The following is a 25,315-nucleotide window of genomic DNA, read 5'->3' on the forward strand; positions in this document are numbered from 1 at the left end:
CTTTTCTTCAATTGATCGACCCAGGGGTACTCCCCCGCGACCTGCTTGGTATCCTCCAAGCCATGACCCGTCTTACGAGAGGGGAGAAACCGTGCCTTCTGACCCTAGCAGCGATTCGGCTAGCTCGACGATGTTATGCGTAGCGCTGGCCATCAAGGGGCCAGCCGAAACCATCGACGGGCGCTGCTCAGACTTGAGCTGGACGCGGCTCAGCGCTGCGCCCAGCCCTTCAAGTGAGCTCACTTCGGTGGCAATGCCCATTTTCCCGTAGGGCGCATCCTGATTGAAAACAGATCCACCCATAGAAAGAACACAACGCCCGGCCAGATGCGCTTCGAGGCCCACCGTGGAACTGGTCACGACCACGATATCGAGAGCATGCAGCAAGGTTGCAAGATCTTCACTGGGTGGACTGAGCTCGACACGCTCCTGGCCTGAGTGGAATTGGGCACTTTCACTGGGGTGATAACGCAACACCAAGCGATAATTTGCATGAGTGCTGACAAACTCCCGCAGGACTGCCTCGATCTTGCGCGGCAATGTCGGATCGCCGATTCGCCCATCGAAAGGATGGCGCTCGGGTTCAACTTGCGAAGCCCACAGAATGACGGTTTCGTCCTTGCCCCAACCTTTGGCAGCACGCATTGCACGTCCCGCTTCCTGTACCTGAGGCTGCTGCAACCGATCGAACGCCGGGTTGCCAGTGACAACTATCGTGTCGGGGTGACAGCCTTTTTCCACGAACATATCCCGTACCTGCTGATTCAGTACGCAGATTCGACTCGCATAACCGGGGCGGTTGACCCACTGGATTTCCTGCAGACCAAAAAGATCCACGGCACAGATCGAAGCAATGCCCAGAGCGCTGGCGGCTTCGAGTACGGCTCGCTCGCTACGCGGAGCACTGGTTGCTATCACCAGCGACGGGCGCAGCTCGGCCAGCCACCGCTTGAACAGACCGATCGGACAGAACACTCGGCGTCCCTTCTCGGCGAACAATTGTGCCGCACCTTCCAGACCATGTTCTGCCACCAGTTCGCGATAATTCAGCCCCATGTAGGCGACCGATTCGACCAGCTCAATACTGCCACCGGACGGTAGTTCGCTGGTCAGCTTGCGCCCCCATGCAACGACATCAGCCTGGTCAGCACCCGGCAGGTGCCGGTAGCCAATAAATGGAATGCCAGCTCGTTCCAGATACCCGGCAGCGGTAGTCAAAGCAAGAACCAACACCGGATGTCCCTTGGCGATAAGGCTACGTGCCACCGGCGTCAGCATGGCAACGTGTCCGCCGCCATAGGTAACTATCAAAATCGGGCCTTTCTCTGCAACAGGCAAATCGGCAACAGCTACAACGTCATCACTTGTCATCTAGGGTGCTCATAATACGATCGGCCTGCCCTAGTGCAATGCACGGGTACAGGACTCCTCAATCAAACAGTTGCAATCACTCACGCTGTGCTACCCATGAATACTGCATGCAATCAGGCAAACACCTTAAAAGGGTATGGGATCCCTTGCAATCAATCAGTCACATTCAAACCACGGGCACCGACCACTGGAGCAACAGGTTGGCGCCGCAGTCCGAGAAACCTCAATACTCGTCGCATGGCGCTGCCGGCTTCACAGAGCAAGAGCGGTATGGCAAGAGTAAGCACGGTAAAACCGAACAGCCCACCCGCCATTGAGATGATCAACAGCTTGCGTACAGGGCGTATGCGAGGGCCGAAAAAGAAAATCAGAGCTCCAAGGGCACCGATCGGTAGGGCTAACAGCAACAGGATCAGACCCAGACCGCCGCCTGCAAAGAAGATCTTGCCCATCCCATGCTTGAGCATGAGCATCAGGCCCTGTATACCGCCTCCATAGAAGTCCAGGTTCTTCTCGATCGCCACAATGAAGTAGGACAAGAACACATAGCCGCAGAGCATCAGCAGAATCAACGCCACCAGCCCGCTGAAGTTCCTGAGCTTGACGCCGCCTGCTTTCCAGCGCTCGAGAAAGAAAAGGAAGATGGCGAACAGCACGATGACGAATACACCTGTACTGACGGTCCCCAGGAAACAGGCAACGGCACCTCGCAAGACCGGCCATTTTATAGGAACCTGCGCCCGACTCATGTCAATGCACAACGAGACGCCCAAAAGCCAGGCGCTCCAGGCGATCACACCGCGCCCGTTCATGAACATGTGGACCAGGAAAAACAATCCCCAGATCAAGTAGGACGGGCTGACCTGGTGAGTCTTGCGCACGATGGCCGACCACACCGATGCATTGAGCAACATGAAAAGGCAGCAGTACAGTGAGAATCCAAGCCCCGGATAGTCCCGCTCGAGCATCAACCCCGGATAGGCGACCATGTACCGGAAAAGATGCGGGTGCCCGGTGAGAGTCGCCGGAGTTGCCCGCTGCAGCCACAGGTCCACGACCTGCGGCCACGCTGAAAACTCCTTCACACCGGACAACGTAATGCCCAACAGCAGCAACAGAATCACGAGCGTTGAGATACGTACTTTCATGCTTCGGGTCCTAGCAGTTCTTCTGCCAATGGCTCAAAGCAATAAGCGCACGAATTTCCCGCGTCCTGTTCTCCTCACCTGAAATATGCGCCTCGTTCATGCGGGACATCGCTGCCTGGTCAAACACTCCGACAGGCATGTTTTCACGACAGTAATCCGCTTTGGTGGTCTTGAACCACTCGCCGACTGGCACCGTGAACATCTGCTTCTTGCGGTAGGCCAGGTTATCGCCGATCAGCGGCGCGACCGCTTTTTTGTACAGATACTTTGTGATGCCGTCCTTGAGCTTGAGCGAACCCGGCATGCGGAAGGCGAACTCCATCATGCGGTAGTCCAGGAAAGGCGTACGCGCTTCGAGCGACACGGCCATGCCCATTCGGTCGGGCTTGACTAGATTATTGCCCGAAAGCAGCAATTGCATGTCCAGATACAAGGCCTGGTTGATTCGGTCCTGGTGCGCCACCGCCTTGAAGTAAGGCGCTGCTACGTCGAAGGAATCGATTGCTTCTAACCGCGCCGCGCGCTCCGGCGTGTACAAGGCCTGTTTACCGTGGTGGGTAAACAGCGAAATACTGTCGAAATAGTTGCGTTGAAACTCTTCGTCGGACCAGGTGGCCGCTTCAGGACGCGCGAAGAAATCTCGATGTTTATCATAACCGGCAAACAGTTCGTCGCCGCCATCACCGGTCAGCACTACCTTCACATGTTTGGCGGCCAACGCTGAAACGCGATAGGTGGGCAGGAATGAAACATCCCCGTGGGGCTGGTCGCAGTGATAGGTAGCCATTGGCCACAGATCAAGCATGTCAGGCTCTACTCGCTCCATGACGTGCTCGGCCCCAAAACGCTCGGCAGCTTCCTGCGCGTAGGCTGACTCATCGTAGCGCGGGTCGTCGAAACCGATACAAAAGGTCTTCACCGGATCGGTCATGTGTCGAGCCATCAAGCCAACGACGGTGCTCGAATCAACGCCGCCGGAAAGAAACGCACCGAACGGCACATCGCAACGCAGCCGCAAGCGCACGGCGTCGTCCAAAATGGCGTTGAATTCTTCGATCCATTCCTCCTCGCTGCGTCCGTGAACGGGCTGGACCGCCGCAAGGTCCCACCAGCACGACACCTCGACACCCTGCGAGGTGATCTTCATCAGGTGACCCGGCATCAAATGACGCACACCCTGATACAAAGTGAACGGCGCCGGCACGTAGTTGAACGTGAGGTAGTGGTGCAAAGCCTCTTCGTCCATTGGCGGATGTGGCATGCCAGCCTTGAGCACCGACTTGATCTCCGACGCAAAGGTGATCTGCTCGCCATCATCGTGTACATACAGGGGCTTTACCCCGATGCGATCACGCACCAGGTACAGCGCCTGCTCGCGGGCATCGTAGATGGCGATGGCGAACATCCCATTGAGTTTCTCGACAAAGGCAATACCTTCACGCTCGTAAAGGCGCAGCAGCACCTCGGTGTCCGAATGCGTGCGACAAGCGTAAGGGGTGCCTTCCAGCTCCTGCGCCAGCTCAAGGTGATTGAATATTTCACCATTCTGTACAACGACGATGTTCTGGTCATCGGAAATGAACGGCTGATGCCCACCAGCCAGGTCGATGATGGACAGGCGCTGATTGCCCAGTGCCACACCCGGAGCACTGAATACACCCTGATCATCTGGTCCGCGATGACGAATCGACTCTCCCATCGACCGCACCGTGTCAGGGGCCAGCGACTTGCCCCGGCGATTAAAATATCCAAAAATTCCGCACATTTCAGTTGCCGCCTTTTCCGAAAACCTGTTTGAACGTCAGCATGATGATTTCAAGGTCCTTCATCAGCGACGCCTCTTGGGCATATTGCAGATCCAATTGCTTGCGCTGCTGCTCGGTTGCAGCCGAACGCAATGTCGCCTGCGCAAGCCCGGTGATACCTGGTCGCACACTATGTCGCAGGCGCCACTCTTCTTCCGTGTATAGCGGGCGCTGCGCGGGCACATCCGGACGTGGCCCGACCACGCTCATGTCACCCAGCAATACATTGAACAACTGCGGCAGTTCATCAAGGCTTGTACGCCGAATGAACCGACCGACCCGGGTGATCCGCGGATCGCCTTCTGCAGTGGAGAACCCGCCGAGACTCTCGGCGTTGAGCACCATGCTTCGGAACTTGTAGATGAAAAACTCACGCCCTGCACGCCCGACCCTTCGCTGCTTGAACAGCACTGGTCCGAAGTCGGAGAAATAGATGACTGCCGCGACCCCGAGTAAAATCGGCGACAACACCACGATAGCCCCACCAGCACAGAACAAGTCAAAAAGCCTTTTCACGTTATCTCCCACGCCTGTCTGCAAAGCGCAACACCAATAGACCCGCAGCCACTGCGCCAGCAAAGACCCCACCCGCGAGCAGCACGCGCCAAATATCAAGGGAACCGGGCAACAGCACGGCAAATGGTTTCACTACCAGAACGTCAGTGAGCCAGCCGACGACAGCGACACCGCCGATGGCGAACAAACAGCTCAAAACTCTATACAACTGCGCACCAGCAGACCGCACGCCTTCGCGGCCCAAGGCCTGCATAAGGCTGATCGCCAGGATGCAATGAAACACCGGCAGTGCCCCCATCAGCGCGATGGGGTCGGCCATCAGCAACCCTGGCAGGCACAACAATGGGAACACCAGCATGATCAGGGCAGTTCGGCGCAGCACCTGCGCCGGCAGCCTGCGCGCGTTGAGTGCCGCTGCCGCCAGGCTGGCAATGCCCACCCACGGTACACTCAGCAGGGCGATCTGGGTCAGACTGGTGATGTGCGCCAGCCCATCGACACCGACACGCCCCGCACCAAAGAGTATCGCCACCACCGCATCGACAAACGGTATTCCGCACAGCACAACGGCGAAAGACAACACCAGCGCGCGCTGCAGGCCCGACTTCAGGATACCGTCGAAGGCCGTCGCGTCGTTGTGATCGTGAGCCTCACTCAGGCGTGGAAATGCCACGGTGGCCAAGGTGGTGATCAGGATGCCCAGCGGCAACTCGACCAGCTTTATTGCATAGTTGAACGCCGCCAGTTCCCCCTTGCCCAGCCAACTGGCCCCTGCACGCAAAGCCACCGGCACCAGAATCAGCAACGATGCCGAAGCCAGCCCGGCGACAAAGCCCTGTATCAGACGACGGTCAAGCAGCAGACCATGATGTGCCTGCATTACCCGTGGTGCGCCTCCACGCAGCGCAATCCACTGACTGACCCAGCGCAGCAGCGCTCCTGCCAGGATGCCCGCGCAGAGCAACGACAGGTAACTTCTGGACCAGAACATGGCCATCAGTAACGCGGCAATGATGCTCAGATTAAAGAATAGCGTGCCGCACCCGGCCACGAAGAAACGGTCACGGGCGTTGAGTGCTGCTGTGCTGACGCCAGAGAGCGCGGCAAGCGGGATCGCCAGCGCAATGGCATAGATCATCCAGCTGTCCAGCCATTGCGTGGGCGCTTGCAAGCCTGGCGCGAACAGCCAAAACCACAATCCCGGCAGCAACGCAAAACACAGGCCGAACACTGCGAACAAGGCGCCAAATGCCAGCGAAGCCTGCCTGAAAAGGGCCGCAGCCTGTGCCGGGCTTGCCGCGCGCAGCGCCGGGACCAGAGCCACACCGATGCCACCGGAAAGCAGGAGGTTTACCAGCAGATCAGGCACCGTCAACAGCACGATGGCGATATCGGCCTGCTCGGACAATCCCAATGATGATGCCAGCAACACCTCGCGCCCGAAGCCAGCCAGACGCCCAGCCATCAATGCCAGACTCAGGAACAGCCCTGCGCTCAACAAACTACGCTGTCCTGGCGACGTCATTCAACCATTCACCCGACGAGCCCGGATCGCGGCGACAATCGCCTGCACACCCGTCTGCACGCTAGCATGAGCGGCTTGCAACTGCTCCGGTGCTGCGTATCGATAGTGCTCATAGACGTCGCGTAACTTCTGCACTTCGCCTGCAAAATCCATCTCGGCCCGGATCTGTTCCACCGAGGAGGCATTGCGATGGAAGGCTCTGGACAGAATTGCCGCGCTGGAGCCAAGCCGTGCATGTTCCGCCACCAGCAATTCGGCCGGCAGCATGCCGTCACCCACCCGCGCAAGACCACCGATACCGAACGGCAGGCCGGCATCGCGCAGTACCGCCGCCAGACCATCTACCGTGCCGTTGGCTACCAGCTCGAACATGAAGTCCAGCCCCTGTTCGAGGTGAAGGTCGTTCAGACCGATATGCACCTCGTCCACGCCCGGCACCCGCACACATTCTGCCAGCGTTGCAGCAGCACCCACTGTCTCGACCAGCAGACTGCAGCGCACCCTGCCCCGTACCGCCTGAGTGAACGTGCGAACTTCGTCAGGCCCCCTGAACATGGGAAGCATCAGGATATCGGCCCCTGCATCAATAGCCTGATCGATCTCGGCCTGGCTGCCTTCGTGGACAGGATTTATGCGCACAAGCAAACGACCTGACGGCACGGCGGGCCTGACGCGCCGCACGTCATCGAGGGTGTGCTTGCTGATAACTGTGTTCAGGTGGCCCTGACGTGCCTCTTTGCCAGTGATTTCCGTGTCCACGAAAATGCGGTCTACACCATTCTCGACAGCGAAGCCTGCCATCTGCGGGCAGTTGGTGATCATGAGAAGCTTCATTAAGGCTCCCTTGTGCCAGTAATGGGTTTAGCCTGATCTATATGAAAATAGAGGCCACGATTTTCGACGCTATGATTAAGTCCATTAATCTTTCGAGTGAACAAACAGGCGCAGGACAAGCAGCGGGCACCTGTCGGGGTGATCGGCTTCACCTGCATCGAGGGGGCTGAGAATCAACCAGAGCAAGTTCGCACGACCGACAAATAAGAGCGGCATTCTACCTCAATCCGAAGTGTCGGACAGCCCCGCACCACCTGCATCGGAGCACCTTCCTACAGAGTTGCGAAAAAAGAACTTTAATCGAGACAAAAAAAAACGCCGTTCATACGAACGGCGTTTTCTTTGAATTTGGAGCGGGAAACGAGACTCGAACTCGCGACCCCGACCTTGGCAAGGTCGTGCTCTACCAACTGAGCTATTCCCGCAAATGGCGTCCCCTAGGGGACTCGAACCCCTGTTACCGCCGTGAAAGGGCGGTGTCCTAGGCCACTAGACGAAGGGGACACTGCCTGAAACACCATGGTATAGTGTTTCAGTTCCAGAAATACACCCGAAGATGCTTTCTGGTTTCACTCAGCCCTGCCCTGAAGCAAAGCTGCTTAAAATTGGAGCGGGAAACGAGACTCGAACTCGCGACCCCGACCTTGGCAAGGTCGTGCTCTACCAACTGAGCTATTCCCGCAATGGCGTCCCCTAGGGGACTCGAACCCCTGTTACCGCCGTGAAAGGGCGGTGTCCTAGGCCACTAGACGAAGGGGACACACTACAACATTCACTCCCTGCCGCGTTTCGCTGTGTGCTTTACGCTGCAAGTGGCGCGCATTCTAGGGGTGCTTTGAGAAGTCGTCAACCCCTAGATATAAATTTATTTAAATCAATGACTTCGCCCTGCTTTACGCTGCCACGGAGGCCGCAGCGCGCCTGAGCCTTGACGATTATTTTCTGACGCACATACGCGACGCGGCCCAGTGCTGGCGGCACCTTAAGGCAAAATGCCAGCAATCCGCCCTGCTCAACTGCCAAACAGCTCTATCCGGGCAAAAGCGAAGCCACTACACTCAAACGGCAAACCTTCCTGTATGAGGCGTTAACGGTGACACCACTTCTGATCACCCTGCTTATAGTAGCGGGTATCGCACTCTTGATCGTGATTGGCTACCTGAACAATGTAGTCGAGAGCAACAAGCTGGAACGAGCCCGTCTCAAGATCGAGCTGGCCGACCGCTTGCGTCGTTGTGGCGAAATCACCGAAACCTTCCCCGGCCAGTTGATGACCCCGGCACTCAAGCTGCTGCTGACCCGCCTCGAACTGAACCTGAACCAGCGCCGCCTGGCCCTGGACAAGCACAACCGTGAAATCCAGGCACGCATCAGCGAGCTCCAGGGCCTGATTGCCCTGGGCGATGGCATACCGGTGAACAACCCTCCCGGCCCGATCCAGACCGAAGCCCGTGCCAAGGATGTACGCTTTCTGCTCGAAGCCCTGCACAGCCAGGTGGTGCGCGCCTCCCAGGAAGGCTTCCTGCCGACCAACGAAGCCAAGTACTGGGTAAAGGAAATTCGCCATATCCTGGTGCTGCTGCACATCGAGTTCTTCAACAACCTAGGGCAGCATGCGCTGCAGCAGAACCAGCCGGGGCAGGCCCGCCTGGCGTTCGAACGGGGCGTGCAGTACCTGCGCAAGCAACCTGATCCGGTGCTCTACCGCGAGCAGCTCGACTATATGGACAAACTGCTGGCACGCGCCAACGCCATGGTACTGAGCCAGAACCAGCCAACCGAAGACGAGGTCAACCCACTGACCGAAGGGCTGAAGTCCGACACCGAAGAAGACTGGAAGAAGAAAGTCATCTACGACTGATTGCAACACAACCCATTCGCCAGCAGCTCCCGACAGGAGCCTTGCTGGCGAATGGGCGCAACGCCTCTACCCGCCTCAGCAGTCCGTCGAATCCAGGAAAATCCGCGCCAGACGCTCCAGCCCGGCCTGATCCTGCTCACCAAAGCGTGCAAGTACAGGGCTGTCCAGGTCCAGCACGCCGATCAGCGCACCGTCCTTGACCAGAGGGATCACCAACTCGCTGTTGGAGGCGCTGTCACAGGCAATATGCCCCGGGAAGGCATGCACATCCTCCACACGCTGGGTCTGGCGTGTAGCCGCCGCAGCCCCGCACACCCCGCGCCCGAACGGGATGCGTACACACGCAACCTGCCCCTGAAACGGCCCCAGCACCAGCTCTTCACCGCGCGCCAGGTAGAAACCTGCCCAGTTCAGGTCTTCGACCTGGCTGTACAGAAAGGCGGAAAGCTGCGCAGCGTTGGCAATGAAATCCCGCTCCCCGTCCAGTAGTGCCTCCAGCTGCGCCGCCAGCAGGTCATAGCCGCACTGGCCGCCCCCCACTGCATTCAAATCGATCATTACTGTTGCTCCAGCAGTTTCAGGCCCACCCAATAGCGGGCAAATTGATAGGCGCAGCGGCCATTGCGATTGCCGCGGCCGGTTGCCCAGCGGATCGCGGCCTTGTCCAGCTCTTCATCCCGCGCCCAGACCAGACCTGGCGCCAGCGCCAACTGGGTGATCCAGTGCTCGACCACATCAAGGAAGTGCTCTTGGGTGAACGGGTAGAACGACAGCCACAGACCAAAGCGGTCCGACAGGGCAATCTTGTCCTCGACGGCCTCGCTGGGGTGCAGCTCGCCGTCGACCATCTTCCAGTTCTCGTTGTCGCTCTGCTTTTCCGGCACCAGGTGCCGACGGTTGGAGGTGGCATACAGCAGAACGTTGTCCGGCGCCTGCTCGAGAGAGCCGTCCAGCACGCTCTTGAGCACGCGGTAGTCGCCCTCCCCGGCCTCGAACGACAGGTCATCGCAGAACAGCACGAAACGCTGTGGCAGTTTGTGCAGTTGTTCCACCACCCGCGGCAGGTCCGCCAGGTGGTCACGCTCGATCTCGATCAGGCGCAGCCCCTGTGGGGCGTACTCTGCCAGCAAGGCACGCACCAGCGACGACTTGCCGGTGCCGCGCGAGCCCCACAGCAGCGCGTGATTGGCCGGCATGCCGTCGATGAACTGGCGGGTATTGCGGCCCAGTTGTTCACGCTGCCTGTCGACACCGATCAGGTCGGTCAGGCGCATGTCCAGGCTGACCTCGAGCGGCAGCAGAAAACCGCTGCGCCCTTCGCGCTGCCAACGGGCAGCCAGGCACTGGGTCCAATCGATGCTGGGGCGCAATGCCGGCAGCAGCGGCTCCAGACGCGCCAATACCGATTCGGCGCGCTCCAGGAAAGCATTCAAGCGAGAGTCCACGTTATGTCCTCGACACAGATTCTTGGGGAAGCCTGAATGTGCGACAGTACCTGCCAGCTACCGGGGGTGATCGGCTATGCTTGCGCAGCGCACGGAAAGTGGAACTGGCTCGGGATACATGGATATCAAGTTCACCAATCGCCTGTCTTACAAGCAAGCCCGGCTGACGGTCCTGGTCGGTTTCATCCTGGGAACATTGCTCAGTCTCATCCAGATCGGCATCGATTATGCCAGCGAAGACGCCTCTATCAATCGCGAGATGCAGGCACTGCTGCAAATCAGCCACAACCCTGCCTCGCGCATTGCCTACAACCTCGATGCGGAACTGGCCAACGAACTGACCCTGGGCCTGCTCAAATCCCCCGCCATCACCCGTGCGCGCCTGATCGACAACACCGACAGCGTGTTGTCCGATGTGCAGCGCCCGCGCGAACAAAGCAGCTATCGGGTATTGAGTGATTTTCTCTTCGGCCAGAGCCGGCAGTTCCAGGATCGCCTGATGCTCGACCAGATGCCCAGCGAATACCTCGGCACCCTGTATCTTGAAGTCGACACCTTCGCCTTCGGCAGCCGCTTTCTGAAGCGGGCCGAAGTAACGCTGCTCAACGGGTTCGTGCGCAGCCTGGTGCTGACCGGCATCCTGCTGGCACTGTTCTATTTCATGTTGACCAAGCCGCTGGTGCGGGTGATCAGCGCCCTGAGCAACAGCAATGCGCGCGCGCCCAACCAGAACAAGCTGGCCTTCCCGCCCGGTCACGAACAGGACGAGATCGGCGTGCTGGTCAAGGTCGCCAACCAGCAGTTCGTGAGCATGGCCACCGAGATCCAGCAGCGGCGCAACGCCGAAAACCGCCTGACCGACTACCTCAACGAGCTGGAAAACATCGTTTCGGCCCGTACCAACGAACTCAAGTCCAGCAACACCCGCCTGAGCCAGTCCAACGAGGAACTGGAGCAGGCGCGACGCCGAGCACTGGACATGGCCCAGGCCCGTGCCGCATTCCTGGCCAACATGAGCCACGAGATCCGCACCCCGCTCAATGGCCTGCTGGGCATGATCGCGCTGTCGCTGGACAGCCCGCTCAACGCCGAACAACGCCAGCAGCTGTCCATCGCCCACGACTCGGGCAAGGTACTGGTGGAACTGCTCAACGATATTCTCGACCTGTCCAAGTTCGACGCCGGCCAGCTGGAGCTGGAGCGCATCCCCTTCGACCTCGGCGCCCTGGTGGAAGACACCGCCAACCTGCTGTCGCAGAACGCGGCGCCCAGCGTGGAGCTGACCTGCCTGATCGATCCGCAGTTTCCCAGCAGCGTGCTGGGTGACCCCACGCGGGTGCGCCAGATCGTCAGCAACCTGCTGTCCAATGCGCTCAAGTTCACCCGTTTCGGGCGTGTCGACGTTCGCCTGGGCACCTACCCCGGCGGCGTGCGCCTGGAAGTCTGCGACACGGGCATCGGCATCCCGCTGGAAGCCCAGGTCAGGATCTTTCAGCCTTTCACCCAGGCCGGTGCCGGTATTACCCGCCAGTATGGCGGCACCGGCCTGGGCCTGGCGCTGACCCGCAACCTTTGCGAAGCCATGCAGGGGCGCCTGAGCATCAGTTCGGAAGCTGGCTTCGGCAGCCAGTTCAGTGTCGAGCTGCCGCTGGCCTCCCACACCCCGGCGATTGCACCCGCTCCCCTGCGCGGTAAGGTGGTGGCGATCAGCAGCGCCAGCAGCGGCCTTGCCGAACTGCTGCAGAGCCTGCTGCCACGTTGGGGGCTGACGTACTCGCGCCATGACAGTATCGACAGCCTGGTCGACCTGGAGCCCGACCTGCTGGTCACCGACAACCTGGATGGCCTGTTCGGCCTGCGTCCGTCACTCAAGGCGCCAATCCTGCTGGTGACCGCCTATGGCAACTTCCTGCCGGGGGAAGAAGCCGCCCAGCTGGCGCCGCTGCAGCAGCAGGCCCGCCCGCTGGCCCGCAACGCCCTGTACCAGACCTTGCAGCGCATTCTGCAGGGCAGTGACGATGCAGGCCCGATCGCCCAGGCGGGCACCCCGACCAGCGAGCGACGTGCCCGCATCCTGCTGGTGGAAGACAACCCGGTGAACCAGCTGGTCGCCAAGGGCATGCTGGGCAAGCTGGGCTGCGAGGTGATCGTGGCCGCCCACGGCGGGGAGGCCCTGGAGCAGTTGGAGCAAGCCGCCTTCGACCTGGTGCTGATGGACTGCAACATGCCGGTGATGGACGGCTACGAGGCCAGCCGGCGCATACGCCAGAGCGGACGCTGGCCCGACCTGCCCATCGTGGCACTTACCGCCAACGCCATGCCCGAGGAGCGCGAACGCTGCCGGGCGGCAGGCATGAACGACTACCTGGCCAAACCCTTTCGCCGCGAAGAGTTGCTGGCGCTGATCGATCACTGGGTGCCGCCAACAGCCCCTGAAACCTAGCGCAGCAGCTTTTCGATATCGCCCGCCAGCGCCTCGGGCTTGGTGCTGGGCGCATAACGGCTCACGGCACCCGACTGCGGATCGACCAGGAACTTGGTGAAATTCCACTTGATCGCCTGCGAACCGAACAGGCCGGGAGCCCTCTGCTTGAGCGCGGCGAACAGGGGATGCGCGCCCGCCCCATTGACCTCGACCTTTCTGAACAGGGGAAAGCTCACGCCAAAGTTGGCTTCACAGAACTGCGATATCGCCAGCTCATCGCCCGGCTCCTGCTTGCCGAACTGGTTGCAGGGAAAGCCCAACACCACCAGGCCGCGCTCGCGATAGCGCTGCCATAGCGACTCCAGGCCCTTGTACTGTGGCGTGAACCCGCACTGGCTGGCGGTATTGACCACCAGCACCGCCCTTGCCGGGTAATCCGCCAGGGTTTTCTGCTCGCCCCGCAGGGTGGTGCAGGGAATATTGAGCAAACTGTTGTCGGCCATGACCGCGTCTCCTGCGTTCGGGTGGGTTACTGTCGCGGCACCAGGTCAAGGCACACCGAGTTGATGCAGTAGCGCAGACCGGTGGGCGGCGGGCCGTCGGGAAACACATGGCCCAGGTGGGCATCGCAAGTGGCGCAGGTGACTTCGGTGCGAATCATGCCATGTGAGGTATCGCGGATCTCGACCATCGCGTTGTCGGCGATAGGCTCGTAGAAGCTGGGCCAGCCGCAGCCGGAGTCGAACTTGGCTCTGGAATCGAACAGCGGCTTGTTGCAGCAGATGCAATGGTAGACGCCATCGGTGCGGGTGCTGTTGTACTTGCCGCTGAACGGGCGCTCGGTGCCCTTCAGGCGACACACGTTGTACTGCTCGGGGTCGAGCATCGCACGCCATTCTTCCAGGGTTTTCTCGATCTTTTCCATCACCAGGCCTCGCTGAATTAAAAACCCCGCACTGCGTCTTTTCGACAACGCGGGTGGCACGTATTATTGCGCCTCATCAGACGTCAGTCTGGCACCCGCGTTACACGCATTTCAAACGTTTTCACAGCGCAATGCGCGGCGATCTTTTCTAATCGGGATCACATCATGCAGGTCAGCAAATCGAACAAGCTCGCCAATGTCTGCTACGACATTCGCGGCCCGGTGCTCAAGCACGCCAAACGCCTGGAGGAGGAAGGCCACCGCATCCTCAAGCTGAACATCGGCAACCCGGCGCCCTTTGGTTTCGAGGCGCCCGACGAGATCCTCCAGGATGTGATCCGCAACCTGCCCACCGCCCAGGGCTACAGCGACTCCAAGGGCCTGTTCAGCGCGCGCAAGGCGGTGATGCAGTACTACCAGCAGAAGCAGGTCGAAGGTGTCGGCATCGAGGACATCTACCTGGGCAACGGCGTGTCCGAGCTGATCGTGATGTCGATGCAGGCCCTGCTCAACAACGGCGACGAGGTGCTGATCCCGGCCCCGGACTACCCGCTGTGGACCGCTGCGGTGAGCCTGGCCGGCGGCAACCCGGTGCACTACCTGTGCGACGAGCAGGCCGACTGGTTCCCCGACCTTGCCGACATCAAGGCCAAGATCACCCCCAACACCAAGGCCATGGTGATCATCAACCCGAACAACCCCACTGGCGCGGTGTACTCGCGCGAGCTGCTGCTGGGCATGCTGGAAATCGCCCGCCAACACAACCTGGTGGTGTTCTCCGACGAGATCTACGACAAGATCCTGTACGACGATGCCGTGCACATCTGCACCGCCTCGCTGGCCCCCGACCTGCTCTGCCTGACCTTCAACGGCCTGTCCAAGTCGTACCGGGTGGCGGGCTTCCGCTCCGGCTGGCTGGCGTTGTCCGGGCCCAAGCAGCACGCCCAGAGCTATATCGAAGGCATCGACATGCTGGCCAACATGCGCCTGTGCGCCAACGTGCCGAGCCAGCACGCCATCCAGACCGCACTGGGCGGCTACCAGAGCATCAATGACCTGGTGCTGCCGCCAGGTCGCCTGCTGGAGCAGCGCAACCGCACCTGGGAGCTGCTCAACGACATTCCAGGGGTCAGCTGCGTCAAGCCGATGGGCGCCCTGTATGCCTTCCCGCGCATCGACCCGAAGGTCTGCCCGATCTTCAACGACGAAAAGTTCGCCCTCGACCTGCTGCTGTCGGAAAAACTGCTGATCGTGCAAGGCACCGCCTTCAACTGGCCGTGGCCCGACCACTTCCGCGTCGTGACCCTGCCACGTGTCGATGACCTGGAGCAGGCGATCGGTCGCATCGGCAATTTCCTCAAGACCTACCAGCAGTAAGCCCGAATGCCTGCCTGCGCCAGCCCTGGCGCAGGCCACGGGCCAACCTCAAGCCTGCCGCTCTGGCTCGCGCACCTGGCATTCTCCGCGCCTGCCCGCACAAGTACACAGTTTGAAATAGTCGCCCGGTTGAATACACGGAGCGCGCACCTTATATACCCCGCATACGCAAGCTTTCTATCCGTCAGGAGAACGTAACAACCATGATGCGCATTTTGCTGTTTGTGGCCACCAACCTTGCGGTCGTGCTGATTGCCAGCATCACCCTGAGCCTGTTCGGCTTCAACGGGTTCATGGCGGCAAACGGGGTTGACCTCAAGCTCGACCAGTTGCTGATTTTCTGCGCTGTGTTCGGCTTTGCCGGCTCGCTGATCTCGCTGTTCATCTCCAAGTGGATGGCGAAGATGAGCACCGGTACCCAGATCATCACCCAGCCGCGCACCCACCATGAGCAATGGCTGCTGCAGACCGTCGAAGAGCTTTCCCGCCAGGCAGGCATCAAGATGCCCGAGGTGGGTGTCTTCCCGGCCTACGAGGCCAACGCCTTCGCTACCGGCTGGAATCGCAACGATGCGCTGGTCGCGGTCAGCCAGGGCCTGCTCGAGCGTTTCTCGCGTGATGAAGTACGCGCCGTGCTGGCCCACGAGATCGGCCACGTCGCCAACGGCGACATGGTGACCCTCGCGCTGGTACAGGGTGTGGTCAACACCTTCGTGATGTTCTTCGCACGCATCATCGGCAACTTCGTCGACAAGGTGATCTTCAAGAACGAAGAAGGCCAGGGCATTGCCTACTATATCGCGACCATCGTTGCCGAACTGGTCCTGGGTATCCTGGCCAGCATCATCGTCATGTGGTTCTCGCGCAAACGCGAGTTCCGCGCCGACGAAGCCGGCGCCCGCCTGGCCGGCACCAACGCGATGATCGGCGCGCTGCAGCGCCTGCGTTCTGAACAGGGCGTGCCTGTGCACATGCCTGACACCCTGAATGCCTTCGGCATCAATGGTGGCCTGAAGCAGGGCCTGGCAGGGCTGCTGATGAGCCACCCGCCGCTGGAAGATCGTATCGAAGCCCTGCGTCGTCGCGGCTAAGCGAGCACCAGGCAAACAGGAAGGGCGACCCACGGGTCGCCCTTTTTCATTTCAGCGTTGCAGACGGTACACCCGCTCCAGCAGCCGATCAGCACCCGCCTTGATGAACCTGGGGCTCTGCGCCAACACGTCGTCCTGCGCGGCGATCGCCAACTGCCAATGCTCGCCGAACAGGCGCTCGACCTCTTCATCGGGCACGGCAAAAGGCGGACCGTCAGTAACCGCCTGATCGTAGTCCAGAGTGATCAACAGGCCCTTGCAAGGCGACGGCAGGAGCTGCTGCAGATGCGCCACATACCGCTCGCGCATGGCAGGCGGCAAGGCGATGATCGCGGCACGGTCGTAAAGGCCCGTACAGCCCCGCGTGTCACCCGCGGTCAGTGCGAAGAAATCGCCACACCACAACTCGATGCCCTCGCTGCGGTAGACCGTGAAGGCCCCCTGCTGCGAAACCTGCGGCTCCCGCTCATGCTCGGAAAAAAAGTCCTTCACCGCCCGCTCGGACAACTCCACCCCCAGCACGTCGTGGCCTTGCGCGGCCAGCCACGCCATGTCCAGGCTCTTGCCGCACAGCGGCACCAGTACACGGGCACCAGGCGCAATGCCCAGTGCGGGCCAATGCTGCTGCAGATACGGGTTGACCTGCTGCTGGTGAAAGCCGATCAGATCGTTCTCCCAGCGGTTGTGCCAGAACGCGGGCTGCATAACCTTACCTCGATAATTCGATTAAATACCGCAAAAACTTATATTAGATTTAGATCAATGATCTGCCTGAAGATGGCTGCATATTAACCTTCAGGACCACCCCGATGCTGCCCAGCCTGTTTATCTCCCATGGCTCTCCCATGCTGGCACTGGAACCGGGTGCCAGCGGCCCGGCACTTGCGCGCCTGGCGGCGCAACTGCCGCGCCCCAGAGCGATCGTCGTGATGTCTGCGCACTGGGAAACCACCGAACTGCGCGTGACAAGCAACCCGCACCCACCCACCTGGCACGACTTCGGCGGCTTTCCGGCCGCATTGTATGCCGTGCAGTACCCAGCCCCCGGCGACCCACAGCTCGCCGAACAGGTAAGGCAACGGCTCAATGAAGCCGGGCTGCCCACAACACTCGACGCCAAGCGGCCTTTCGACCATGGCGCGTGGGTGCCCCTGTCGCTGATGTACCCGGCGGCGGACATACCGGTGGTGCAGGTATCACTGCCCAGCCAGCACGGCCCGGCGTACCAGCAACAGGTAGGCCAGGCACTGGCGGCCCTGCGCGAGGAAGGCGTGCTGCTGATCGGCTCCGGCAGCATTACCCACAACCTGCGCGAACTCGACTGGCATGCCGGCCCCGAGAGCGTAGAGCCCTGGGCACTGGCGTTTCGCGACTGGATGATCGACAAGCTGGCTGCGGGCGACATGTCGGCCCTGCATGACTATCGCCGGCAGGCGCCGTTTGCGGTGCGCAACCACCCGAGCGACGAGCACCTGCTGCCGCTGTACTTTGCCCGCGGCGCGGGCGAGCGGTTCGCGATCGAGCACCAGGGCTTTACCCTGGGAGCACTGGGAATGGATATCTATCGGTTCGACTGAGGCGGCAGCCCTTTCCCCGGCAAGGCCGGCCCCTACAGGCGAAACAGGCCGCCCAGGCAAAAAAAATCCCCGAACCAGTCGGGGATTTTTCATTTCACTCGAAGATCAATCTTCGCGATAACGACGCAGCTTCAGCTGCTTGCCGGCAACGCGAGTGTCCTTGAGCTTGGTCAGCAGCTTCTCGAGGCCATCTTCCGGCAGCTCGACCAGGCTGAAGCTGTCGCGCACCTGGATGCGACCGATCGCTTCGCGGGCCAGGCCGCCTTCGTTGAGGATCGCACCCAGCAGGTTCTTGGCCGCGATACCGTCACGCGCACCCAGCGCGGTACGGCAGCGTGCACGACCTTCACCCAGTGGCATCGGCGCGCGACGCTCACGCTCGCCACGCTCGGAGCGCTCACCGGCAGGACGATCACCACGCGGGGCCGAAGTCGGCACCAGCGGCTGCTCTTTCTCGACGGCTTCCAGGGTCAGCGCCTGGCCATTGGTGGCCTTGCGCAGCAGGGCCGCGGCCAGGGCACGCGGGCTGCAACCGATGTCGGCAGTCAGGCGGTCGAGCAGATCACCGTGGGTAGCTTCTGCATCGGCAACCAGCGGCGCGAGGCTGTTGGTGAGCTTCTTGATGCGCGCGTCCAGTACGGCCTGGGCGTTGGGCAGACGAACTTCGGCAACCTTCTGGCCGGTCACACGCTCGATCACCTGCAGCATGCGGCGCTCACGCGGGGTGACCAGCAGCAGTGCACGACCTTCGCGACCGGCACGGCCGGTACGGCCGATACGGTGAACGTAGGACTCCGGATCGTACGGCATGTCGACGTTGAACACGTGGGTGATGCGCGGTACGTCCAGACCACGGGCAGCGACGTCGGTAGCGACGACGATGTCCAGGCGACCATCCTTGAGCGAGTCGATGACGCGCTCACGCTGGTTCTGGGCGATGTCACCGTTGAGCGCGGCAGCCTTGTAGCCTTTGGCTTCCAGGGCGCTGGCCAGGTCCAGGGTGGCTTGCTTGGTACGTACGAAGGCGATCAGTGCATCGAACTCTTCGACTTCCAGCAGGCGCAGTACCGCCGAGACCTTCTGGTCGGCGTGGACCATCAGGTGTGCCTGCTCGATGGCAGTCACGGTCTGGGTCTTGGTCTGGATCTTGACGTGTTTCGGGTCACGCAGGTGACGCTCGGCGATCGCACGGATCGACTGCGGCAGGGTGGCCGAGAACAGTACGGTCTGGCGGGTTTCCGGCATGGCCTTGAAGATGACTTCCAGGTCGTCCATGAAGCCCAGCTTGAGCATTTCGTCAGCTTCGTCGAGCACCAGGTGATTGACGGTAGCCAGCACCTTCTCGTCGCGACGCAGGTGGTCGCACAGACGGCCAGGGGTAGCGACGACGATCTGCGCGCCGTTACGGATTGCTTTGAGTTGTGGGCCCATCGGGGCACCACCGTATACCGCTACCACGGTAACGCCCGGCATCTGCTTGGCGTAGGTTTCGAATGCGGTAGCTACTTGCAGCGCCAACTCACGGGTTGGCGCCAGGATCAGGGCTTGCGGCTCGCGCTTGCTCGGGTCGATGCGGTGCAGGATTGGCAGAGCGAAGGCAGCGGTTTTACCGGTACCTGTCTGCGCCTGACCGATCATGTCATGACCGGCAAGAATAATCGGGATCGATTGCTGCTGAATGGCCGATGGCTCTTCGTAGCCAGTGGCGATAACGGCGGCAACAATACTTGGATGAAGATCGAGAGCGGCGAAGCCGCCGGTTTCCTGGGTCATGGGTCTGCCTCTAAGTGCATCCGCAAAGACCCATGCTCCAAAGCTGCACATGCCTTGTAAGACCCGAAGGTCACCCTGGCAGCTTTGTCGGCGGGGATTTGCGAAAACGATTGAAGAAAAAAAGGAACGTCAAGGCAGAGTCCGCGGTGCGGACGCGCAGCCGAAGCTGGCTTCGGGGAATTGCACTACCTGAACGAGGTCCGGTAAAAGACCGGCGCGTACTATACCCGATTTCCTGCATCGCGTGAGACTTTTTTACAGGGAAGAGAAGCCCAGAGGCCTCGAATCGACAGCCCTTGCCGATGATCGAGGCCCACGCGTCTGTTGGCGGCGCGGCCGGAGCTGAAACGTTTTATTCAAGATGCCGGTCGGATCACCTCGATCAGGCGCTGCAGGGAGTAGCCCAGGCGCGGTTCAAGAGCCCGGGCGCGCGCGGTGAGCGCCTCCCGGTCGAGGGTCTGGTCGAGGTCGGCGGGCACCAGCAGGATGACGTTGCCCTCCTTCACCGGCAGCTCCCAGTAATGGCGGTGATACAGCCCGCGCAACAGCGCAGCGCCCAACGGCTTGCCGTCATCGGTGGCCCACTGGTTGATGACCAGCCAGCCGCCGGGGTTAAGGCGCTTCTGGCAGTCTTCGAGAAACTTCCAGGCCAGGTGGCCGACGCCGGGCCCGTGGTCGGTGTAGAGGTCGACGAAGATCAGGTCGGCAGGCTCGGCCGTCTCCAGCAGCTCGACCGCATCACCCACGCGGATGTACAGGCGCGGATCATCGTCCAGCCCCAGGTACTCGATGGCCAGGCGCGGCACCTCGGGACGCAGCTCGATGGCCTCCACGTCCTCCAGGGGCAGGAACTTCAGGCAGGCCTGGGTCAGGGTACCGGCACCCAGGCCGAGAAACAGCGCACTTTCAGGCTCGCAGTGGCACAGCGCGCCCACCAGCATGGCGCGGGTATAGTCGTACTCCAGCCAGCTCGGGTCGGCAGTGAATACGCAGCTCTGCTCGATGGCCTCGCCAAACTCGAGAAAGCGGTAGTCCTCGACTTCCAGCACGCTGATGGTGCCGAACTCGTCGTGCACCTGCGCCAGCAGCCGCTCTACCCGTTCCTCTGTCATGCTCTCTCCCGACACCTGCATGTGCCCAAGCAAAAACGACCATTGTCCGTCAATACAGGCGATGCAACAAGGCAGGGTCCAGGTGTTAGCATGTTCACAGCCCTTTTCCGATAGAAACCGAGCCTGTGATGAGCCAACCCTGGAGTCCCGATAGCTGGCGTGCCCTGCCGATCCAGCAGCAACCGCACTACCCCGATGCAGCGCACCTGCTCAAGGTCGAGCAGACCCTGGCCAGCTACCCGCCGCTGGTGTTCGCCGGCGAGGCGCGCGAGCTGCGCCGCCAGTTCGCCGAAGTGACCGAAGGCCGTGCCTTCCTGCTGCAGGGCGGCGATTGCGCCGAAAGCTTTGCCGAGTTCTCGGCAGCGAAAATCCGCGACACCTTCAAGGTGCTGCTGCAGATGGCCATCGTCATGACCTTTGCCGCCGGCTGCCCGGTGGTCAAGGTGGGGCGCATGGCCGGGCAGTTCGCCAAGCCGCGCTCGTCCAATGACGAAACCATCGGCGAGGTGACCCTGCCGGCCTACCGGGGCGACATCGTCAACGGCATCGGCTTCGACCCTGCCAGCCGCGTGCCCGACCCGGAGCGCCTGCTGCAGGCCTATCACCAGTCCACCGCCAGCCTCAACCTGCTGCGCGCCTTCGCCCAGGGTGGTTTCGCCGACCTGCACCAGGTGCACAAGTGGAACCTGGACTTCATCGCCAACTCGGCGCTGGCCGAAAAGTACAGCCAGCTGGCCGACCGCATCGACGAGACCCTGGCCTTCATGCGCGCCTGCGGCATGGACAGCTCGCCGCAACTGCGCGAAACCAGCTTTTTCACCGCGCACGAGGCGCTGCTGCTCAACTACGAGGAAGCCTTCGTGCGGCGCGACAGCCTGACCGGCGACTACTTCGACTGCTCGGCGCACATGCTCTGGATCGGTGATCGCACCCGTCAGCTGGACGGCGCCCACGTGGAGTTCCTGCGCGGGGTGAACAACCCGATCGGGGTCAAGGTGGGCCCGAGCATGAACACCGAGGAGCTGATCCGCCTGATCGACATCCTCAACCCGGCCAACGACCCGGGCCGGCTCAACCTGATCGTGCGCATGGGGGCCAACAAGGTCGGCGAGCACCTGCCGGGGCTGATCCGCAGCGTCGAGCGCGAGGGGCGCAAGGTGCTGTGGAGCTCCGACCCGATGCACGGCAATACCATCAAGGCCAGCAGCGGCTACAAGACCCGCGATTTCGCGCAGATCCTGGGCGAGGTCAAGCAGTTTTTCCAGGTGCACCAGGCCGAAGGCAGCCATGCCGGTGGCATTCACATCGAGATGACCGGTCAGAACGTCACCGAATGCATCGGCGGCGCCCGGCCGATCACCGAAGACGCGCTGTCGGACCGTTACCACACCCACTGCGACCCGCGCATGAACGCCGACCAGTCGCTGGAGCTGGCGTTCCTGATCGCCGAAACGCTCAAGCAGGTACGGCGCTGACACCTGCACGGCCCTCGACGGCCGTGCCGGCTCGACCCGCGGCGGGCTTCAGACCCTGAAGCCCAGCATCAACGCGCACACCACCAGAAACACACAGAACAACGAGCGCAGGACCTTTTCCGGCAGCGCATGGGCCAGCTTCACTCCCCAGCTGATACTCAGCAAGCCGCCCAGTGCCAGCGCGATGCCCATGTTCCAGTCCACATGCTGGTGCAGCCCGTAGGTCAGCAGCGTGACCGAGGTACTGGGCGCCGCCAGTGCCAGCGACAGGCCCTGGGCAACCACCTGGGTGGTGCCGAACACACTGGTCAGCACCGGTGTGGCGACCACCGCGCCCCCTACCCCGAACAGCCCGCCGACCACACCGGCACCCCCGCCCAGCACACCCAGCCAGGGCCAGGGCTGGCGCAACTCGGTCGAAGGCGGCGCGTTGCGAGTGAACATGCGCACCAGGTTCCACACCGTCAGCGCCACCAGAAACACCACGAAGCCGACGCGCATGGCCTGTGCATCCAACCCCACTGCCCAGATCGAGCCGAGCCAGGCGAACACGAAGCCGGCCAGCGACAAGGGCAATGCATGACGCAGCTCGATGCGATTGCGCTGGTGATAGCGCCACAGCGCCAGCAACACGTTCGGCACCACCATCACCAGCGCGGTGCCCTGGGCCAGTTGCTGGTCAAGGCCGAACAGCACGCCCAGCACGGGGATCGCGATCAGGCCGCCGCCGATCCCGAACAGCCCGCCCAAGGTACCCAGCCCTGCTCCCAATACGATGTACATCAACCACTCGACCATGTTCGCCTCTCTGCTCTGCAATAGCGCCATGCTACCGATGGCGGGCTAGCGGGGAAACGCACAGCAACGCACAATGGCTGTGCCCAATTCGCACAAGCAATCACCATGACCCCGGACGCCCTCACCCAACACCTGAGCCTGTTTCTCGATGTGCTCGAAAGCGGCAGCTTTTCTGCCGCGGCGCGGCGCCACCCGCTGACCCCTTCGGCGGTGGCCCGACGCATCGATACCCTGGAGGCCGCCGTGGGCAGCCGCCTGTTCGTGCGCAGCACCCATGCGGTACGCCCCACGCCCGCCGGCAATGCATTCGCCGAACGCGCCCGGCGTATCGTCGAAGAACTGCGTCTGGCCCGCGCCGAGGCCGTGTCGCTGAGCAATGCACCGGAGGGCCTGATCCGCATCGATGCGCCTTCGGCGTTCGGCCGCCGCCACCTGGCACCGGCCATCGCCGATTTTCTGGTGGCGTACCCGGGCCTGGATGTACAACTGCGCCTGATCGACAGCTTCGTCGACCTGCAGGGCGCGCACCTGGGCGAAGTCGACCTGGTGCTGCGTGCAGGCCCTCTGGCCGATACCCGGCTGGTGGCAACACCGCTGGCGTACATGGTGCGCATTGCCTGCGCCAGCCCCGCCTACCTGCAGGCCCGCGGCGTGCCTGCCAGCCCCTGCGACCTGCCAGAGCACGACGGGCTGGACTGGGATGGCCTGGCCCCACCCTTCGCCTGGCGCTTCGCGGTGGACGGGCAGATGCGTCTGCTGCGCCCCTCGCGCATGCGCATGAGCGCCAACAACGCCGAGACCCTGCTGTTCGGCGCCCTGGCGGGCCTGGGCATCGCGCACCTGCCCACCTGGCTGATCAGCGAGTACCTGCTGCGCGGCGACCTGCTGCCGCTGTTCTGCGAGAACGGGCTGCCCCCGGCCGAAACCAGCGGTGTCTATGCATTGCGCCTTGAACATGAAACGAACTCTCGCAGCCGTTTGCTGCTCGAATTCCTCAAGAGCCGCTTCAGCCCCATCCCTCCCTGGGACCTGGCACTGCAGAGCGAGCTGCGCTGGCAATAGCGCGCATAGCATGCGCGCCACCATTTCATGGACCAGATAGAAAGGAGCCGCATGAACGCCACCTCCAAAGCGCCCGTTTACGATGAGCTGCTGCTCGACAATCAGGTGTGCTTCGCCCTGCACTCCACGTCACTGCTCATGACCAAGGTGTACAAGCCACTGCTGCAGGCACTGGGCCTGACCTACCCGCAGTACCTGGCCATGCTGGTGCTATGGGAGCAGGACGGGCTGACCGTCGGCGAAATCAGCCATCGCCTGCTGACCGACCCCGGCTCGCTCACGCCCTTGCTCAAGCGCCTGGAAGCCGAGGGCCTGCTCAAGCGCACCCGCAGCCGCGAGGACGAGCGCGTGGTGATCGTGCAACTGACTGCCCAGGGGCGTGCCCTGCAAGCGCAGGCACGCTCGATACCGCCGTGCATCCTGGGCGCCAGCGGCCACTCGCTGGAGCGCCTGCAACGCTTGCAGGCCGAGCTGCTGGCGCTGCGCGACAACCTGCAGAACAGCCTCTGACGGCGCCGCAGCCGCGCACGCAGGGCATAAAAAAACCCGGCCTTGGCCGGGTTTTCGTGTTCGCGCAGATCGCCAGGTTTAAACCTTGGCGCGGCCCTTGTAGGAGCCACCTTCGCGGGTGTCGATCTCGATCCAGTCACCGATCTCGATGAAGTCGGCAACCGACAGCTCGGTACCGTTCTTCAGTTTGGCAGGCTTCATGACCTTGCCGGAGGTATCGCCACGGGCGGAACCTTCGGTGTAGTCGACCTGACGCACGATGGTGGTCGGCAGCTCTACGGAAACCAGGCGGTCTTCGAAGAATACGGCTTCGCATACATCGGTCATGCCTTCTTCAACGAAAGGCAGAACGCTTTCGATGTCTTCGGCGTTCAGCTCGTACATGGTGTAGTCGGTGGTGTCCATGAACGTGTAGGTGTCGCCGCTGATGAAGGACAGGGTCGCTTCTTTGCGGTCGAGGATCACGTCGTCCAGCTTGTCGTCGGCGCTGTAGACGGTTTCGGTCTTGTAGCCGGTCAGCAGGTTTTTCAGCTTGGTCTTCATGATCGCGCTGTTACGGCCCGATTTGGTGAATTCAGCTTTCTGAACCAGCCAAGGGTCGTTGTCGATACGGATCACGGTACCGGGTTTCAGCTCTTTACCAGTTTTCATTGCGAGATATCCGAATTTGGATGGATTTACAAAA

22 protein-coding genes, 4 tRNA genes and 1 pseudogene are annotated in these 25,315 nt (G+C 61.5%); 8 read left to right on the forward strand and 19 right to left on the reverse strand.

Annotation, left to right across the window (positions count from 1 at the left end):
* Positions 1–72: 72 nt before the first annotated feature.
* The 10 genes from NP552_RS19835 to NP552_RS19880 form a co-directional block, all read right to left on the reverse strand.
* Positions 73–1,371, reverse strand: a complete 1,299-nt coding sequence (locus NP552_RS19835) for a hypothetical protein (RefSeq protein ID WP_274097073.1) — start codon at positions 1,369–1,371, stop codon at positions 73–75.
* Between the two features lie 152 nt (positions 1,372–1,523).
* Positions 1,524–2,519 (reverse strand): hypothetical protein, encoded by a 996-nt coding sequence (locus NP552_RS19840; protein WP_043862898.1) that lies wholly within the window; start codon positions 2,517–2,519, stop codon positions 1,524–1,526.
* A gap of 10 nt (positions 2,520–2,529) precedes the next feature.
* The gene (gene asnB, locus NP552_RS19845) at positions 2,530–4,284 is read right to left on the reverse strand and encodes an asparagine synthase (glutamine-hydrolyzing) (RefSeq protein WP_043862899.1); all 1,755 of its coding nucleotides are present in this window, start codon (positions 4,282–4,284) and stop codon (positions 2,530–2,532) included.
* Between the two features lies 1 nt (position 4,285).
* Positions 4,286–4,840 carry a sugar transferase gene (locus tag NP552_RS19850; RefSeq protein ID WP_258659480.1) on the reverse strand — a complete coding sequence of 185 codons (555 nt, stop codon included), beginning with the start codon at positions 4,838–4,840 and terminating at the stop codon, positions 4,286–4,288.
* Position 4,841: 1 nt separating this feature from the next.
* On the reverse strand, positions 4,842–6,365 hold the full coding sequence (locus tag NP552_RS19855; RefSeq protein ID WP_258659481.1) for a lipid II flippase MurJ: 1,524 nt from the start codon (positions 6,363–6,365) through the stop codon (positions 4,842–4,844).
* Positions 6,366–7,199: an aldolase/citrate lyase family protein gene (locus NP552_RS19860; RefSeq protein WP_274097074.1), complete on the reverse strand. Its 834-nt coding sequence runs from the start codon at positions 7,197–7,199 to the stop codon at positions 6,366–6,368.
* Between the two features lie 349 nt (positions 7,200–7,548).
* Positions 7,549–7,624, reverse strand: a tRNA-Gly gene (locus NP552_RS19865).
* 3 nt (positions 7,625–7,627) lie between these two features.
* A tRNA-Glu gene (locus NP552_RS19870) sits at positions 7,628–7,703 on the reverse strand.
* A 102-nt stretch (positions 7,704–7,805) separates the two neighbouring features.
* A tRNA-Gly gene (locus tag NP552_RS19875) sits at positions 7,806–7,881 on the reverse strand.
* 2 nt (positions 7,882–7,883) lie between these two features.
* Positions 7,884–7,959 (reverse strand) — tRNA-Glu (locus tag NP552_RS19880).
* A gap of 333 nt (positions 7,960–8,292) precedes the next feature.
* Between NP552_RS19880 and NP552_RS19885 the strand changes: the two genes are divergently transcribed.
* A complete protein-coding gene (locus NP552_RS19885) occupies positions 8,293–9,060 on the forward strand; it encodes a hypothetical protein (protein WP_043862749.1) in 768 nt (255 codons plus the stop codon).
* Between the two features lie 75 nt (positions 9,061–9,135).
* Here NP552_RS19885 and NP552_RS19890 read toward each other — a convergent pair whose 3' ends face one another.
* Together NP552_RS19890 and NP552_RS19895 are read right to left on the reverse strand one after the other, a co-directional pair.
* A complete protein-coding gene (locus NP552_RS19890; protein WP_054915824.1) occupies positions 9,136–9,618 on the reverse strand; it encodes a GAF domain-containing protein in 483 nt (160 codons plus the stop codon).
* Entirely contained in the window at positions 9,618–10,505 is an 888-nt protein-coding gene (locus tag NP552_RS19895) for an ATP-binding protein (RefSeq protein WP_058541064.1), read from the reverse strand. Before NP552_RS19895 ends, NP552_RS19890 begins: the two co-directional genes overlap by 1 nt.
* Positions 10,506–10,581: 76 nt before the next feature.
* Here NP552_RS19895 and NP552_RS19900 point away from each other — a divergent pair, with 76 nt between their 5' ends.
* Complete coding sequence (locus NP552_RS19900; protein WP_253087189.1) at positions 10,582–12,948, forward strand: response regulator; 2,367 nt, start codon at positions 10,582–10,584, stop codon at positions 12,946–12,948.
* On the opposite strand, the gene NP552_RS19905 is transcribed toward NP552_RS19900, so the two are convergent.
* Positions 12,945–13,433: a glutathione peroxidase gene (locus NP552_RS19905; protein WP_043862745.1), complete on the reverse strand. Its 489-nt coding sequence runs from the start codon at positions 13,431–13,433 to the stop codon at positions 12,945–12,947. The genes NP552_RS19900 and NP552_RS19905 overlap by 4 nt on opposite strands.
* A 26-nt stretch (positions 13,434–13,459) precedes the next feature.
* Positions 13,460–13,855 (reverse strand): peptide-methionine (R)-S-oxide reductase MsrB, encoded by a 396-nt coding sequence (gene msrB / locus NP552_RS19910; RefSeq protein WP_043862744.1) that lies wholly within the window; start codon positions 13,853–13,855, stop codon positions 13,460–13,462.
* Between the two features lie 165 nt (positions 13,856–14,020).
* Here msrB and NP552_RS19915 point away from each other — a divergent pair, with 165 nt between their 5' ends.
* Positions 14,021–15,232, forward strand: coding sequence for a pyridoxal phosphate-dependent aminotransferase (locus NP552_RS19915; RefSeq protein ID WP_043862743.1), 1,212 nt, complete (start codon positions 14,021–14,023; stop codon positions 15,230–15,232).
* A 203-nt stretch (positions 15,233–15,435) separates the two neighbouring features.
* The gene (gene htpX, locus NP552_RS19920) at positions 15,436–16,323 is read left to right on the forward strand and encodes a protease HtpX (RefSeq protein WP_043862742.1); all 888 of its coding nucleotides are present in this window, start codon (positions 15,436–15,438) and stop codon (positions 16,321–16,323) included.
* A 51-nt stretch (positions 16,324–16,374) separates the two neighbouring features.
* On the opposite strand, the gene NP552_RS19925 is transcribed toward htpX, so the two are convergent.
* On the reverse strand, positions 16,375–17,028 hold the full coding sequence (locus tag NP552_RS19925; RefSeq protein ID WP_274097075.1) for a thiopurine S-methyltransferase: 654 nt from the start codon (positions 17,026–17,028) through the stop codon (positions 16,375–16,377).
* 104 nt (positions 17,029–17,132) lie between these two features.
* Here NP552_RS19925 and NP552_RS19930 point away from each other — a divergent pair, with 104 nt between their 5' ends.
* Complete coding sequence (locus NP552_RS19930) at positions 17,133–17,900, forward strand: DODA-type extradiol aromatic ring-opening family dioxygenase (RefSeq protein WP_104572091.1); 768 nt, start codon at positions 17,133–17,135, stop codon at positions 17,898–17,900.
* Between the two features lie 105 nt (positions 17,901–18,005).
* On the opposite strand, the pseudogene NP552_RS19935 reads toward NP552_RS19930, so the two are convergent.
* Both NP552_RS19935 and NP552_RS19940 read right to left on the reverse strand, forming a co-directional pair.
* A pseudogene (locus NP552_RS19935) lies at positions 18,006–19,707 on the reverse strand (DEAD/DEAH box helicase).
* Positions 19,708–20,029: 322 nt separating this feature from the next.
* The gene (locus tag NP552_RS19940; RefSeq protein WP_043862738.1) at positions 20,030–20,785 is read right to left on the reverse strand and encodes a spermidine synthase; all 756 of its coding nucleotides are present in this window, start codon (positions 20,783–20,785) and stop codon (positions 20,030–20,032) included.
* A gap of 128 nt (positions 20,786–20,913) precedes the next feature.
* Here NP552_RS19940 and NP552_RS19945 point away from each other — a divergent pair, with 128 nt between their 5' ends.
* Positions 20,914–22,260 carry a class II 3-deoxy-7-phosphoheptulonate synthase gene (locus NP552_RS19945; protein ID WP_054915827.1) on the forward strand — a complete coding sequence of 449 codons (1,347 nt, stop codon included), beginning with the start codon at positions 20,914–20,916 and terminating at the stop codon, positions 22,258–22,260.
* Between the two features lie 48 nt (positions 22,261–22,308).
* On the opposite strand, the gene NP552_RS19950 is transcribed toward NP552_RS19945, so the two are convergent.
* A complete protein-coding gene (locus NP552_RS19950) occupies positions 22,309–23,058 on the reverse strand; it encodes a sulfite exporter TauE/SafE family protein (RefSeq protein WP_043862736.1) in 750 nt (249 codons plus the stop codon).
* 105 nt (positions 23,059–23,163) lie between these two features.
* Between NP552_RS19950 and NP552_RS19955 the strand changes: the two genes are divergently transcribed.
* Complete coding sequence (locus NP552_RS19955; protein ID WP_054915829.1) at positions 23,164–24,120, forward strand: LysR family transcriptional regulator; 957 nt, start codon at positions 23,164–23,166, stop codon at positions 24,118–24,120.
* 51 nt (positions 24,121–24,171) lie between these two features.
* Positions 24,172–24,630: a MarR family winged helix-turn-helix transcriptional regulator gene (locus NP552_RS19960; RefSeq protein WP_043862734.1), complete on the forward strand. Its 459-nt coding sequence runs from the start codon at positions 24,172–24,174 to the stop codon at positions 24,628–24,630.
* A 78-nt stretch (positions 24,631–24,708) separates the two neighbouring features.
* Here NP552_RS19960 and NP552_RS19965 read toward each other — a convergent pair whose 3' ends face one another.
* Positions 24,709–25,281 carry an elongation factor P gene (locus tag NP552_RS19965; RefSeq protein ID WP_043862733.1) on the reverse strand — a complete coding sequence of 191 codons (573 nt, stop codon included), beginning with the start codon at positions 25,279–25,281 and terminating at the stop codon, positions 24,709–24,711.
* Positions 25,282–25,315 lie beyond the last annotated feature (34 nt).

The organism is Pseudomonas sp. 8209, assembly GCF_028682105.1.
Taxonomy (GTDB): domain Bacteria; phylum Pseudomonadota; class Gammaproteobacteria; order Pseudomonadales; family Pseudomonadaceae; genus Aquipseudomonas; species Aquipseudomonas palmensis.

Coding starts and splice junctions, on each gene's coding strand:
- NP552_RS19835 (WP_274097073.1), bottom strand. CDS start 1,371: ATGACAAGTGATGACGTTGTAGCTGTTGCCGATTTGCCTGTTGCAGAG.
- NP552_RS19840 (WP_043862898.1), bottom strand. CDS start 2,519: ATGAAAGTACGTATCTCAACGCTCGTGATTCTGTTGCTGCTGTTGGGC.
- asnB (WP_043862899.1), bottom strand. CDS start 4,284: ATGTGCGGAATTTTTGGATATTTTAATCGCCGGGGCAAGTCGCTGGCC.
- NP552_RS19855 (WP_258659481.1), bottom strand. CDS start 6,365: ATGACGTCGCCAGGACAGCGTAGTTTGTTGAGCGCAGGGCTGTTCCTG.
- NP552_RS19860 (WP_274097074.1), bottom strand. CDS start 7,199: ATGAAGCTTCTCATGATCACCAACTGCCCGCAGATGGCAGGCTTCGCT.
- NP552_RS19890 (WP_054915824.1), bottom strand. CDS start 9,618: ATGATCGATTTGAATGCAGTGGGGGGCGGCCAGTGCGGCTATGACCTG.
- NP552_RS19900 (WP_253087189.1), top strand. CDS start 10,582: ATGCTTGCGCAGCGCACGGAAAGTGGAACTGGCTCGGGATACATGGAT.
- NP552_RS19905 (WP_043862745.1), bottom strand. CDS start 13,433: ATGGCCGACAACAGTTTGCTCAATATTCCCTGCACCACCCTGCGGGGC.
- msrB (WP_043862744.1), bottom strand. CDS start 13,855: ATGGAAAAGATCGAGAAAACCCTGGAAGAATGGCGTGCGATGCTCGAC.
- NP552_RS19915 (WP_043862743.1), top strand. CDS start 14,021: ATGCAGGTCAGCAAATCGAACAAGCTCGCCAATGTCTGCTACGACATT.
- htpX (WP_043862742.1), top strand. CDS start 15,436: ATGATGCGCATTTTGCTGTTTGTGGCCACCAACCTTGCGGTCGTGCTG.
- NP552_RS19925 (WP_274097075.1), bottom strand. CDS start 17,028: ATGCAGCCCGCGTTCTGGCACAACCGCTGGGAGAACGATCTGATCGGC.
- NP552_RS19930 (WP_104572091.1), top strand. CDS start 17,133: ATGCTGCCCAGCCTGTTTATCTCCCATGGCTCTCCCATGCTGGCACTG.
- NP552_RS19940 (WP_043862738.1), bottom strand. CDS start 20,785: ATGACAGAGGAACGGGTAGAGCGGCTGCTGGCGCAGGTGCACGACGAG.
- NP552_RS19945 (WP_054915827.1), top strand. CDS start 20,914: ATGAGCCAACCCTGGAGTCCCGATAGCTGGCGTGCCCTGCCGATCCAG.
- NP552_RS19950 (WP_043862736.1), bottom strand. CDS start 23,058: ATGGTCGAGTGGTTGATGTACATCGTATTGGGAGCAGGGCTGGGTACC.
- NP552_RS19955 (WP_054915829.1), top strand. CDS start 23,164: ATGACCCCGGACGCCCTCACCCAACACCTGAGCCTGTTTCTCGATGTG.
- NP552_RS19960 (WP_043862734.1), top strand. CDS start 24,172: ATGAACGCCACCTCCAAAGCGCCCGTTTACGATGAGCTGCTGCTCGAC.
- NP552_RS19965 (WP_043862733.1), bottom strand. CDS start 25,281: ATGAAAACTGGTAAAGAGCTGAAACCCGGTACCGTGATCCGTATCGAC.